Origin of the sequence: Streptomyces sp. CA-251387, assembly GCF_050936625.1 — a bacterium.
Classification (GTDB): domain Bacteria; phylum Actinomycetota; class Actinomycetes; order Streptomycetales; family Streptomycetaceae; genus Streptomyces.
Genome location: NZ_JBNJMJ010000001.1, coordinates 5710821 through 5723919 on the forward strand (window position 1 = coordinate 5710821; position 13099 = coordinate 5723919).

The following is a 13099-nucleotide window of genomic DNA, read 5'->3' on the forward strand; positions in this document are numbered from 1 at the left end:
GACCTCGGCCGTTCTTTCAGGTGCGAGGGCAGAACTCGGCGGCGAGCAGCCGGGGTTCGAGGCCGGGATCTGCGATCGCCGTCGTGTTCACCCGGAAGGTGAGGACTTGACGACCGCCCACGGTGGCTGCGGAGCGCACGTAGCTGCCGGAGATGCGCCCGTTGTGCCCCCATACGACGGTGCCGCAGGGCAGTTTCACGGGAAAGATCCCCATGCCGTACGAGCCTCGTGCGGCACGGGTGTGGAGCATCTCGCGCAGCCAGTGCGGGGGTAGCAGCCTGCCGCCGAGCAGTGCCGCGTAGAAGCGGTCGAGGTCGGAGAGCGTGGTCACCAGCTCGCCCGCGGCGCCGGCCACCCGCGGGTCGAGCTCGGTGACGTCGGTCCCGTCGGTGGCATAGGCGCGGCCGTGCGGGGAGGGAAGAGAGGTGCGGGAGCCAGGGAAGGAGGTGCCGGTCAGACCCAGCGGAGCGATGATGCGCCGCTCGGCCTCGGCGGCGTACGAACGGCCCGTGACCTGCTCGATGAGCAGGCCGAGCAGGATGTAGTTGGTGTTCGAGTAGGAGTAGGTGCCGGGTTCGGCAGGGGGGTGGGTGAGTGCGATGCGTACGGCCTGAAGCGGCGTGACGGGGACGGTGCCTCCCGTCTCGGCGGTGAAGTCGTACAGGCCGCTGGTGTGGGTCAGCAGGGAACGAAGGGTCAGCGCGCGCCCGTCGTTGCCGGCCCCGCGCACCAGGCCCGGCAGATGCCGCTCCACCGTGTCGGAGAGCGACAGCCGTCCCTCGGCGGCCAGTTGCAGGACGACCGTCGCGATGAAGGTCTTCGTGATGCTGCCGGCGCGGAAGTGGTCGGTGAGGGCGATGCCCTGGCCGGCCTGGGCGTAGCGGGCGCCGGTCTTGTCGCGGGTGAGCAGGGCCGCGGCGGGGGCCTTGCCCTGGGTGACGAGCAAGGGAAGGAGGGAGCCCGTAGCTCGGGCCGGGGGCGCCGACGAGGCGATAGGGGCCAGACCGAGGAGTGCCACGGACATCAGACCGGCGAGGGACAGGCACACAGGGACGCCCACGAGAGTGCGGAACAGCGGCGTCGCCGGTCGTGCCATGAGGGTTCCTTCCCTAGTCGCGGACCATCATGCCGGGCGGCGGAATGTGCGATTCAGCGGGGCTCGGGTGTGTGCCGGCCGGGACGTCCGGGCCGTGCGGCGGCGCGGTGGCGCCAGGGGCACCCTGGGCGTTGGGCACTTGTCGGGTGAGAGACAATGGAGGCTCTGTCAGGGCGGGTTGTATGAGGGGACGCATGTCGGAGGCGGAGCGGGCGGGGACATCTCGTCAGGACACTCGTCAGGACGATCACGAGCGTCTCCTCGCGGGGCGATACAGGCTGGGAGGAGTGCTCGGCCGGGGCGGCATGGGCACGGTGTGGCGAGCCGAGGACGAGACGCTGGGGCGGACGGTCGCCGTCAAGGAGCTGCGGTTCCCCTCGAACATCGACGAGGAGGAGAAGCGGCGGCTGATCACGCGCACCCTGCGTGAGGCCAAGGCGATCGCGCGGATCCGCAACAACAGCGCGGTGACCGTGTTCGACGTCGTCGAGGAGGACGACCGGCCCTGGATCGTGATGGAGCTCGTCGAGGGGAAGTCGCTCGCCGAGGTCATCCGGGAGGACGGCCTCCTGGAGCCCAAGCGGGCGGCCGAGGTCGGTCTGGCCATCCTCGACGTGCTGCGGTCCGCGCACCGTGAGGGCATCCTGCATCGCGACGTCAAGCCGTCCAACGTCCTGCTCGAATCCGACACCGACCGGGTCGTGCTCACCGACTTCGGCATCGCCCAGGTCGAGGGCGACCCGTCCATCACCTCGACCGGCATGCTCGTCGGCGCGCCCTCCTACATCTCCCCGGAACGGGCCCGCGGCCACAAGCCCGGACCGGCGGCTGACCTCTGGTCGCTGGGCGGGTTGTTGTACGCGTCGGTCGAGGGTGTGCCGCCGTACGACAAGGGCTCCGCGATCGCCACGCTCACGGCGGTGATGACCGAGCCCCTGGAGGAGCCGAAGAACGCCGGACCGCTGAAGGACGTCATCTACGGCCTGCTCACCAAGGATCCCGCCAAGCGGCTCGACGACGCCGGTGCGCGGGCGATGCTCAACGCCGTCATTCACGCGCCCGAGCCCAAGGACGAGCCGGAGCCGGCGATGGACGCGACGAGAGTCGTGCCGTTGCCGCCGCAGCCCGGCGCCCGTGCGGACAAGGGCCGTTCGGGTGGCGGGTCCGGGAGCAAGCGGGGCGAGGAGGCCGGGGAGCGGTTGCGCACGGCGCTGCGGTCCGTGCGGAAGGCCGCGGTGAGTGCGGGGGCCGGGGTGGCTGCCGCTCGTGCCAAGTCCGGGAGCGAGACCGCTGTTTCCGGGGCCGGCGTGCAGGACCGCGGTGGTGCGGTCGGCGGGGCGTCCACCGGAGCGGGTGCGGCCAAGGCGTCGTCGGGGGCGGAGACTTCGGGTCGGTCGTCCGGGGTCGGTTCCGAGACGGGTGCCGGTTCCGAGACGGCTGCCGGTTCCGGTGCCACTGCCAGTGCCGGCGTCGGCGAGCGGGATACCGGGACCGGGAACGGGCAGAGCGGGGGCCGGAGTTCGGGGTGGCCTGTGGTGCCGCCGCCGGATCTGCCGCCGCGGCCGGTGCCGAGGGCGCCGCTCACCGACGTGGTGCCGAAGCGGACGCTGGTGATCATCGCGGTGGTCGTCGCGCTCGCGGTGATCGGAGTGGTGCTGGCCATCGCGCTCAACGGTGACGGCGACTCGAAGGCGTCGGCGAGCGGTGGCGGGGCCGCCAAGGCTTCCGCCAGTGCGAGTGCCGACACCAAGGAGGACAAGAACGGCGGTACTCGCACGGACGGTGAGGCGTCCGCGTCCGCGTCGACCGGAGCGGGATCCGGCTCCGGGACGAAGGCCGGGAGTACGCCGGGCGCCGGGGCGAGCGCGACCGGCGGGAGCGGTGCCGAGGCGGGATCCGCGGGCGACAGCGGGGCCGCGTCGACCCACAAGGGGGGCCAGGGGTACTCGATCGGGCTGCCCGAGGGATGGAAGTTCCAGTCCACGGGGTCGGCGGGGGACCGGTTCAGCGGGCCGGATGGGCAGAAGCTGCTCGTTGCCTGGACGTCCACGCCGAAGAACGACCCGGTGGCGGACTGGAAGAACCAGGAGCAGTACATGACGCGCTCGCAGTACAAGATGATTCGAATAGAGGCGGTGGACTACCGCAGTTGGAAAACGGCCGACTGGGAGTTCACCTATGTCGAGGGCGGGACGAAGTACCGGACGATCGACCGTGGGTTCGTCGTGAACGACCATCTCGGATATGCGCTGATGTACACCGCGAAGAGTGCGAACTGGGACAGTGACCTGCGCAAGGAGACATGGCGGACGCTGACGGGTTCGTTCAAGCCGAAGTCGTGAGCTGAGCGGGTCTCGGTTCCGGGATGCGACGGCCGGGTTTGAGCCGTGAGATACAGCAACCCCTCTTTGCGGGTTGCCTCCGGCACGTATCGTGAATGCTTGCGGACCGTACGCATCCAGTCCTGCGTCCGGAACGGGACGCAAGGCGAGCGGGATTGACCAACCGGGCGGCCGGGGGAGGCAACGTGGACGACTATGCGGGTCGGGTACTCGCCGACCGCTACCGCCTGCCGCTGCCGCCGTCCGACGAGTACGAACTCACCGAGACCCGGGCCTTCGACCCTTACAGCGGGCAGGAAGTCCTCGTCCGGCAGGTGCCGTTGCCGGAGGTCGTCGAGGCGGAGGTGCTCGACGCCGAGGGGCTGCCCGACGGCTTCACCGCACGGGACGCGCGGGACCGGGGTGCGGGGCGGCGGACCTCGGCGAAAAGTTCGAGTACGCGCCGGCCCAGTGATCCTGCCGTGCGGCGGGCGGTGGAGGCGGCGCAGGCCGCGGCGCGGATCCCCGACCATCCGCGGCTGGACCAGGTCTTCGACGTGTTCGCCGAGGGCGGGTCGCTGTGGATAGTGAGCGAGTTGGTGGCCGCGCGTCCGCTGGCCGCGCTGCTCGCCGAGAAGCCGTTGACGCCCTATCGGGCGGCCGAGGTCGCCTCCGACGTCCTCATGGCGCTGCGTGTGCTGCACGGGCACGGCTGGGTCCACCGGAACATCACCGCGCGCACGGTGCTCGTCTGCGACGACGGCCGGGTGATGCTGACCGGGCTCGCGGTCGGGGCCGCGGAGGAGGCGCTATGCGGGTATGACCCGGTGCCGGTCGAGGACGGTGACGGCCACGGCGGCTCCGGGGCCGGGGCGTTCGGCGGCGGACCTGCTTCCGGCGGCGGCTTCGGCGAGGCGGGTGGGGTGGGCCGTCCCGGCCCGCTCCCGGGTGCGAGTGGGGTCGGCGGGATCGGCGCCGGTCAGGGAATCGGCGCGCCCGGCACCGGTGGCACGGATCCCGAGGCTGCCCGGCGTGCCGCGATCGAGGCGCGGGCGGCGGGCGGATTGCCGGTGCCCGGGGCCGGTACGGCGAGCGGGGCTGGTCCCGGCGGGCCCGGTGGCGCAGATCCCGAGGCTGCCCGGCGCGCCGCGATCGAGGCGCGGGCGGCCGGGGGACTGCCGGTGCCCGGGGCCGATGCGGGCAGCGGGACCGGGGTGCCCGGTGCGGCGCCGCGCGGCGCCCTCGAGACCGGCGGGGACATCAGGGCCGCGCGGGCCGGAGCGATCGCCGCGTATCGGGCGGGGGCTCGTGCCGCGGCCCGGGTCCAGGAGTCGCAGAACGGACGGGCCGCGTTGCCCGACGCCCGCCCGGCGCCGGAAGACGACCCCGCCACCCACGCCAACGGCTCGGCGCAGCAGCCGTTCCCCTCCCAGCCGTTCCCCTCCCAGCCGTTCCCCTCCCCGCCGTACCCCTCCGGCAACGGCGTCACCACGCCCCCCGGCCAGATAGCCGACCCGTACGGCGCGCAGGCCACGCCCTGGCATGGTGCCGCGCCCCGCAGCGGTGCCGTCGGTACTGCGCCGACGGACGAGGGCCGCGACCGCACGGCACTTCCTCCGGCGAGCCCGGGCTCCCAGCCCGCCCTCGGCACACCCGCGTCCCCGGCTGCGGGTGCACCCGCCCCTGGCGTCACCGGCTCCCCCACCCGAGGCATCCCCGCCCCCGCCAGGCCCTCCGCTGCTGGAGGCCCCCACCCCCCGACCCGCTGGGACGACCTCGTCTCCCAGGCCCCCGCCCACCGCGGCCCCACCACCGCGCTTGCCGCGGAGCGAGCCCGGCAGGCGCGGATGGCTGTGGTCGGGCCGGTGACCGAGCGGTGGGCGCCGGAGCAGGCCGGGCCGGTGCATGAGAACTGGCAGTTGGCCGCGCCGATCGGGCCCGCGACCGACCTGTGGGCGCTGGGGGCGCTGCTGTTCCGGGCCGTGCAGGGGCATGCGCCGTATCCGGAGGAGTCGACGGCCGAGCTGGTGCAGATGGTGTGCGCGGAGCCGCCCGCCTTCGCCGAGGAGTGCGGGCCGCTGAGGCCGGTCGTGGAGTCGCTGCTGCGTCAGGACCCCACCGAGCGCCTCGACTTCGAGGAGCTGAGGGGCTGGCTGCGGTCGCTGGTGCGGTCGGCGCCCGAGCCGGACGCCGGTGTCCATGTCGTCGCCGCGCCGCCGGTCGACCCGAACCGGCTGCCGATCGTACGGCGCCGGGGCGAGCTGGTGCGCCGGCGACGGGCCGGGCTGCCCGCGCATCACGGGCGGCACAAGCGGGCCAAGCAGGAGGCGCGTTCGCCGAAGCGGCTCGGCCGTACGCTGCTGGTGCTCGTCCTGCTCGGCATGGCCGCGGCGATCGCGTACGCCATGCTGTTCATGCCGAAGGCCGACCAGGGCAGCGGCGCAACGGCCGACGCCGATCGCACCGGCGCCGCGGGCCAGGCCGATCCGGCTGCGCCCGAGCAGTCGGCGGAGGCGAGCAGCGAGCCGCGGCCCGACCAGACGTCCCCCGGGTCCGGCAACAGCCCCTCGGAGTCGGCCGGTTCGACGGAGACGCAGACCACCGGGCCCGAGGTCCCCGACGGCTTCACCCTGCGCAAGGACGCGGCCGGCTTCCGGATCGCCGTCGCCAACGGCTGGAACCGCACACCGGAGAACGGACGCGGGCAGGTCGTGTACACGCACGGCGACTTCGACCTCATCGTCGTACCGGGGCGCGACACCACGGACGAGTACGGCAGCGACCCGATGGTCTACCAGCGGGAGCACGAGCGGGAGCTGCAGCCGTACCGCGACTCCAGCTGGGCCTCCTCCAGCGGGCTGAAGACGATCCAGGTCGGCGAGCGGACCATGGCCGAGGGGCAGTTCACCTGGACCGACGACGAGGGGCGCGAGCTGTTCGTGCGCAACCTCGCGATCCTGATCGACGGGCGGTACCACGTGGTGCAGATGCGCGGCCCGGAGGCCGAGCGGGACGAGGTGACGCGGCTGTTCGAGCAGGCGTCGGCGACGTATCAGGTCACGGGCTGAAGACGCCCCCTCGACGCCGAGTGACAGGTCAGCGCTTACTGAGAGCGACAACCATCACAGTGCGGTCTCCTTGGCACCCCCGTGGTTCCGGTCGTCTCGGCCGGTCCTTAGTCTGACCCTGTCAAGAGCATTGCGGGGCAACGTGAATCAGATGCAGGGCCAGCTCGTTTCGGGGCGCTATCGGCTCGCCGACGCGATCGGCAGCGGCGGTATGGGCCGGGTCTGGCGTGCGCACGACGAGGTGCTGCATCGGGCCGTCGCGATCAAGGAGCTGACCGCCGCGCTCTACGTCTCCGAGAGCGACCAGGAGCGGCTGCTCGCCCGTACCCGGGCGGAGGCGCGCGCGGCAGCGCGCATCAACCACTCCGCCGTCGTCACCGTGCACGACGTGCTGGAGCACGACGGCCGGCCGTGGATCGTGATGGAGCTGGTCGAGGGGTACTCGCTGGCCGACGCGGTCAAGGAGCGCGGACGCGTGGAGCCGACCGAGGCCGCCCGCATCGGCCTGTGGGTGCTGCGGGCCCTGCGCGCCGCCCACTCCGCCGGCGTCCTGCACCGCGACGTCAAGCCCGGCAACGTCCTCATCTCCGCCGAGGACGGCCGGGTCCTGCTGACCGACTTCGGCATCGCCCAGATCGAGGGCGACACCACCATCACCCGTACCGGAGAGGTCGTCGGCTCGGTCGACTACCTCGCCCCCGAGCGCGTCCGCGGCCACGACCCGGGCGCCGCCTCCGACCTGTGGGCGCTCGGCGCGACGCTGTACACGGCGGTGGAGGGCCGCTCGCCCTTCCGCCGCACCTCGCCGCTGGGCACGATGCAGGCGGTCGTCGACGAGGAACCCGCCGAGCCGCAGCACGCCGGCCCGCTCGCGCCCGTGATCACCGCCCTGCTGCGCAAGGATCCGGCCACCCGGCCCGGCGCGGCCGAGGCCGAGCAGATGCTGGCCGAGGCGGCGGAGGGGCGCAGGCCGAGCACGGCGCAGGCATTCGTGCCGACACAGCACACCCGGTACGAGCCGGAGGCACGCACCGGGCCCGGGCACACCGGGGCGACGGTGCACGTCGGGGCGACGGTGCGCACCGGGCAGGAGACGCCGACCGGCACGCCGTATCCCCCGATGGCCGGTCCGATGACGATCGGGCGGCCGTACGACGTGACCGGCACGGGCGCCGGCACCGGCGCCGTGCCCGCCCGGCCGCCCAAGCGCCGGCGGCTGCGCACGCTCGCGCTCCTCGTCGTCCTCGCCGCGCTCGCCGGCGGCGGCACCGCGGTGGTGCTGCAGAAGTGGGGGCCGCAGGCCGGCGACACGTCCACGTCGACCGCGCCCTCGCCGAGCCCCACAGCGACGAAGACGGAGGGCCCGGGGGCGGGAGGTGCCGTCCCCGACTCCTGGGAGCGCGTCGAAGACCCCTTGGGGTTCAGCCTGTACCTGCCCCAGGGCTGGAAGCGGAAAGTGGTCCAGGACGACGGCGACCTCAAGCAGATCGACTACACGCCCGACAACGGCCGGCACTTCGTGCGTATCGCCGTCGACCGGTCACCCGACTTCGCCGAGCCCTACGCGCACCAGCGCGACCTGGAGGAGCAGCTCCGGCGGCTGGTCGACTACCAGCGGGTGACCATGGAGGAGAACCTCTACCGCGACCGCAAGGGCTCCCTGTGGGAGTACACGTGGACCGCGCTGGCGAAGGACACGCCCTTCCCCGGGCCGCGGCACGCCATCGAGGAGACGTACATCGCCCGGGACGGCACCGAGTACGCGCTCTACATGTCCTCGCCGACGGGCAGCTGGACGACCACCCGCAAGCAGTTCACGGCGGTGCTGCAGGGGTGGCAGCCGAACGGCTCCTGAGCTTCTTTGCGGCTTTGCAGAGCCTTTGCCGCTTTGCAGAGTTGGCCGAACGGCGCCCGGAGCCGATCCGTCCGGTGCGGCATGATGAGGCCCATGGGGACCGAGGGGGCCAACTTCCGTGTGATCGCGGGGCGCTACCGCCTCGAGACGAGGCTCGGTCGCGGCGGCATGGGCGTCGTATGGCGGGCGACCGACCAGTTGCTGGGGCGAGCGGTGGCCGTCAAGGAGCTCCCCTTGGACGAGACGCTCTCCGCCGCCGAGGCCCGGCTGCAACGCGAACGCACACTGCGCGAAGCCCAGGCGGTCGCACAGCTCAGCCATCCGAACGTCATGGTCGTCCATGACGTCGTGGAGGACGACGAACGCCCTTACATTGTCATGGAGTTGATCGACGGCGACTCCCTCGCCGACCGGATCGCGACGTCCGGGCCCGTCGACGCGCCGGAGGCCGCCCGGATCGGCGCCGACCTGCTGAACGCGCTGCGCACGGCGCACGCGGCCGGTGTTCTGCACCGGGACATCAAACCGGCCAACGTGGTCATCGAGCACGGCACCGACCGCGTCGTCCTCACCGACTTCGGCATCGCCCAGGTGCCGGGCACGCCCACGCTCACCGAGGCCGGGTCCTTCGTCGGTTCGCCCGAGTACACCGCGCCCGAGCGGATGTCCGGGGCCAGGACCGGTCCCGCCTCCGACCTGTGGTCGGTGGGCGCGCTGCTGTGTGCGGCCCTGAGCGGCGAATCGCCGTTCCGGCGAGACTCGTTGAGCGGCACCGTGCTCGCCGTCGTGTCCGAGGAGATACGTCCGCCCGCGCAAGCGACGCCGATCCTGCCCGTCGTACAGGGGCTGCTGGAGCGGGACCCGGGGCGGCGGCTGGATGCGGCGGGGGCCGAGCGGATGCTGCGGGAGTTCCTCGAGACGGGGCTCGCCCCTGTGCCGAAACGGTTCGGCAGGGCGGAGCAGCGCTACTCGACACGCAGCAAGCTGGCCACGGCGGTGCTGGTCGCCGCGATGGCGGTGGCGGGGGTGTCGGCGGCGGCGCTGCTGGTGAACGGGGACGGGGACGGGGGCGTCGTGCCGACCAGTTCCGCGCCGGACACCCCCGTCAGGCCGCCCGGTACGGCGAGTTCCTCCAGTGCGCCCGGTACGGCGAGTTCCTCCAGCGCGCCTGGTCGATCTCCGTCTGACGGTACGTCTCCCTCACCCGGCGCGTCTGCCTCATCCGGCCCGTCTCCCTCGCTGACCACGTCGGCTCTCGTAGCCGCCAACTCCGAATAAAGGGGAGATAAGTAGCGACCTGAGTCACGGCTCTGTGACCGGAAAGCATTCCCGCTGGATGCCGAAGGGCTTGCCGCGATATGGATGGAGCCATGAGCAGCAACGGGGGAGCCCCTAACCGGTCCGACGAGCCGACGAGTTTCGAACTGCAACCGCCTCGGCCGAGCCCGCCCGCGCCCGTGCCCCACCCGGACAACCCGTACGCGGCGCCCACCCAGGTCGTACCGCAGCAGGGCACCCCTGCCCGGCCGAGCCCTCCGGACCCCGGCACCGGTCGGCTGATCGCGGGCCGCTACCGGCTGCTCGCCAAGCTCGGGCACGGCGGTATGGGCACCGTCTGGCGGGCCAAGGACGAGACGGTGGACCGGGAGGTCGCCGTCAAGGAGCCCCGCGTACCGGACCATCTTCCCGAACGCGAACGAGACAACGTCTTCGAGCGGATGCGCCGCGAGGCACGCGCCGCGGCCAGGCTCGACCACCCGGCGGTCGTGAACGTCCATGACGTCGCGGTTGTCGACGGCCGGCCCTGGATCGTCATGGAGCTGGTGCAGGGCCGTTCGCTGGGCGATGCGCTGCAGGAGGGCACCCTCGGGGCCCGCGAAGCGGCGAGAATCGGCCTCGAAGTGCTCGGCGCGCTGGAGGCCGCTCACGCCGCGGGCATCCTGCACCGTGACGTCAAGCCCGACAACGTCCTCCTCGGCCGCCATGACCGTGTCGTCCTCACCGACTTCGGCATCGCCCAGATCGAGGGCGAGACCAACCTCACCGACACCGGCGGCTTCGTCGGTTCCCCCGAGTACATCGCGCCGGAGCGGGTGCTGGGCCAGCGGCCGGGTCCGGCGAGCGACCTGTGGTCCCTGGGCGTCGTGCTGTACGCGGCGACGGAGGGCGTCTCGCCGTTCCGCCGCAGCAACACCCCCGCCACCCTCCAGTCGGTCCTCAACGCCGTGCCCGCGCCGCCCGCCTCCGCCCAGGGCCCGCTCGCCGAGGCCATCAACGGCCTGCTCCAGAAGGACCCGGCTCGCCGCCCCAACGCCGCGCAGACGCGTGCGCTGCTGGAACAGGCGGCCAATCCGCCGGCGCCGGTCGCCGCCACGCAGGTCGTGCGGGTCGGCGAGGGCGACAAGGGGGGTCTCCGGCTGGGGCGCAAGGCGCTGCTCGGGCTCGGTGCGGCGGTCGTCGCGGCGGCGGTGACGGCGTATCTGTTGATCGCGGATCCTTTCGCGGGGCCGTTGCCGGAGGGATGGAAGACGCGCGAGGAGAAGGACCTCGCCGCGACACTCGCAGTGCCCGAGAACTACAAGCGGGGCGTGCCCGAGGAGACGGACAACGGCCACTGGGTCACGTACACCGACGCGAGCGGTGCCATCTGGATCGGCCTGAGACTCGAGAAGAAGGCAGAGGACTCCAGCAACGGCATCGCCGGTTCCGCGGCCGCCGAGATGTACGACGACGACGGCGACTTCAAGCAGAACGGCGACTACGACGTCAGCATGCCGGCGAACCCCACGACAGACCCCAAGGAGACCACGTACCAGGGCAGGAAGTCCGCCGAGAACACGGTCAAGTACACGACCACGGACACCCAGAACCCCCGCCCGCGCGAGATGAGGATCTTCTACTACAAGACCTCCGCCGGCGACATGTACAAGCTCACCGTCAGTTACCCGGGCGCGGGCGACTTCACGGACCGTGGACGCGAGGTGGCGCAGACGGCGATCAAGAACCTGGACGTCGACAAGCTCTGAACTGGCCAAGGCCCTGCCCCGCAAGGTAGGCATGGAACATGACCAACGACGGGGGCGGCCCTGGCCGCAAGGGCCGTGTGATCGGCGGGCGTTACCGGCTGGTCGAGCGCATCGGCTCCGGCGGCATGGGCACCGTCTGGCGGGCGCTCGACGAACTGGTGGACCGTGAAGTCGCCGTCAAGCAGCCGAGGTTGCCCGGCGACCCGGAGGACGCGGCCCATCAGCGCGCCGCCCACCGGCTCTACCGTGAGGCCCGCGCCGCCGCCCGCGTCGACCATCCGGCCGCCGTCTCCATCCACGACGTCGTCGTCGAGGACGGGCTGCCCTGGATCGTCATGGAGCTGGTGCGCGGCGAGTCCCTGCACGAGGTCCTCCAGCGCAAGCCGCTCCCTCCGGCCGAGTCCGCCCGCATCGGCTTCGCCGTCCTCGGCGCCCTGCGCGCCGCGCACGACGTCGGTATCGTGCACCGCGACGTCAAGCCCGCCAACGTCCTGCTCGGCCGCCATGACCGCGTCGTCCTCACCGACTTCGGCATCGCGCACATCCAGGGCGAGGAATCCCTCACGGTCAGCGGCGAGTTCATCGGCTCCCTGGAGTTCATCGCCCCCGAGCGGATGTCCGGCCGCGGCGCCGGCCCCGCCTCCGACCTGTGGTCGCTGGGCGTGCTCCTGTACGCCGCCGTGGAGGGGTGGTCGCCGTTTCGCCGTACGACCCTGGAGTCCACGCTCGCCGCGATCCTCTCCGCCGATCCGCCCGAGCCGAAACAGGCGGGCCCGCTCGGGTCGTTGATCGTACGGCTGCTGGAGAAGGATCCCGAGCGGCGGCCCGGCGCGGAGGAGGTCGGCAAGGTTCTGGAGGCGGTGGCGGAGGGGTGGCCGGTGCCGGAGCCCTCCGGGGCGTCGGCAGCGGCGGGACCGCAGGATGCCTCTGTGCTCCGGGAGTTCGCGGAGGATTCGGGGACGGTACGGCTGGCAGGTTCGGCGGCGACCGGACCGGCGGGCGAGCCGGGGGCCGAGCCGACAGCCGAGCCGACGCCGATAACCGAGTCGGCGGCGTCCGACACCACGTCCCCGGCCCCGAAGCGCGGAGGTCGTTCCCTCCTCCGCCCGGTTCCCGTCGCAGTGCTGGGAGTCCTCCTCGTCGGCGGCACCTGGTTCGCCACCTCCTCCTTCCTCGTCGACAGGGACGACGACCTCAAGAAGACGAACCCCACCCACAGCTCGGCGCCCCCGACCCCGGAGCCGACCCCCAGCCGCACCCCCGGCACCTGGATCGCGCACCGGGAGAAGGACATGAACGCCGTCCTCTCCCTCCCCGCCGCGTACAAGGAGGCCGCGCGGGAGGGCAGCGCCACCGACCAGCCCCGGCTCGTCGTCTACGACATCGAGGCCGGCCTCGTCCAGGTGCGCCTCACCCAGTGGGACAAGTCGCCGGGGCCGTTGCTGGACCAGGCCGAGCAGGCGCAGGAGACCTGGAACAGCTACAACCACGACGCGAGCGGCCAGTACACCCGTACGACCTTCAAGGGCTACGACGCCGTCCTCGTCGACACCACCTACGACATGGAGGAGTCCCCGACCCGCTGCATGCAACTGTTCGTGGTCACCGCCGACGACCGCATGTACGAGCTGCGCGTCGACATGCCCAAGGGCACGCCCTCGGAGAAGAAAGGCACCGCCGTCTTCAAGGGCGCCCGTGACCGACTCGAGATCGAGTGACTCGGCACTGACTCG

The 13099-nt window shown here is 72.4% G+C and carries 7 protein-coding genes; 6 read left to right on the forward strand and 1 reads right to left on the reverse strand.

All coding sequences use genetic code 11. From position 1 onward, the window contains the following. Positions 1–16: 16 nt before the first annotated feature. Positions 17–1096: a serine hydrolase domain-containing protein gene (locus ACQEV2_RS25755; RefSeq protein ID WP_433045945.1), complete on the reverse strand. Its 1080-nt coding sequence runs from the start codon at positions 1094–1096 to the stop codon at positions 17–19. Positions 1097–1290: 194 nt separating this feature from the next. Between ACQEV2_RS25755 and ACQEV2_RS25760 the strand changes: the two genes are divergently transcribed. The 6 genes from ACQEV2_RS25760 (at position 1291) to ACQEV2_RS25785 (ending at position 13084) form a co-directional block, all read left to right on the forward strand. Then, a complete protein-coding gene (locus ACQEV2_RS25760; protein WP_433045948.1) occupies positions 1291–3438 on the forward strand; it encodes a serine/threonine-protein kinase in 2148 nt (715 codons plus the stop codon). A gap of 185 nt (positions 3439–3623) precedes the next feature. After that, entirely contained in the window at positions 3624–6485 is a 2862-nt protein-coding gene (locus ACQEV2_RS25765) for a protein kinase (protein WP_433045951.1), read from the forward strand. Positions 6486–6636: 151 nt separating this feature from the next. Then, positions 6637–8340, forward strand: a complete 1704-nt coding sequence (locus ACQEV2_RS25770; RefSeq protein WP_433045954.1) for a serine/threonine-protein kinase — start codon at positions 6637–6639, stop codon at positions 8338–8340. A 93-nt stretch (positions 8341–8433) separates the two neighbouring features. After that, the gene (locus ACQEV2_RS25775) at positions 8434–9618 is read left to right on the forward strand and encodes a serine/threonine-protein kinase (protein WP_433045957.1); all 1185 of its coding nucleotides are present in this window, start codon (positions 8434–8436) and stop codon (positions 9616–9618) included. 92 nt (positions 9619–9710) lie between these two features. Further along, on the forward strand, positions 9711–11366 hold the full coding sequence (locus ACQEV2_RS25780) for a serine/threonine-protein kinase (protein WP_433045960.1): 1656 nt from the start codon (positions 9711–9713) through the stop codon (positions 11364–11366). A 38-nt stretch (positions 11367–11404) separates the two neighbouring features. Then, on the forward strand, positions 11405–13084 hold the full coding sequence (locus tag ACQEV2_RS25785) for a serine/threonine-protein kinase (RefSeq protein ID WP_433045963.1): 1680 nt from the start codon (positions 11405–11407) through the stop codon (positions 13082–13084). Positions 13085–13099 lie beyond the last annotated feature (15 nt).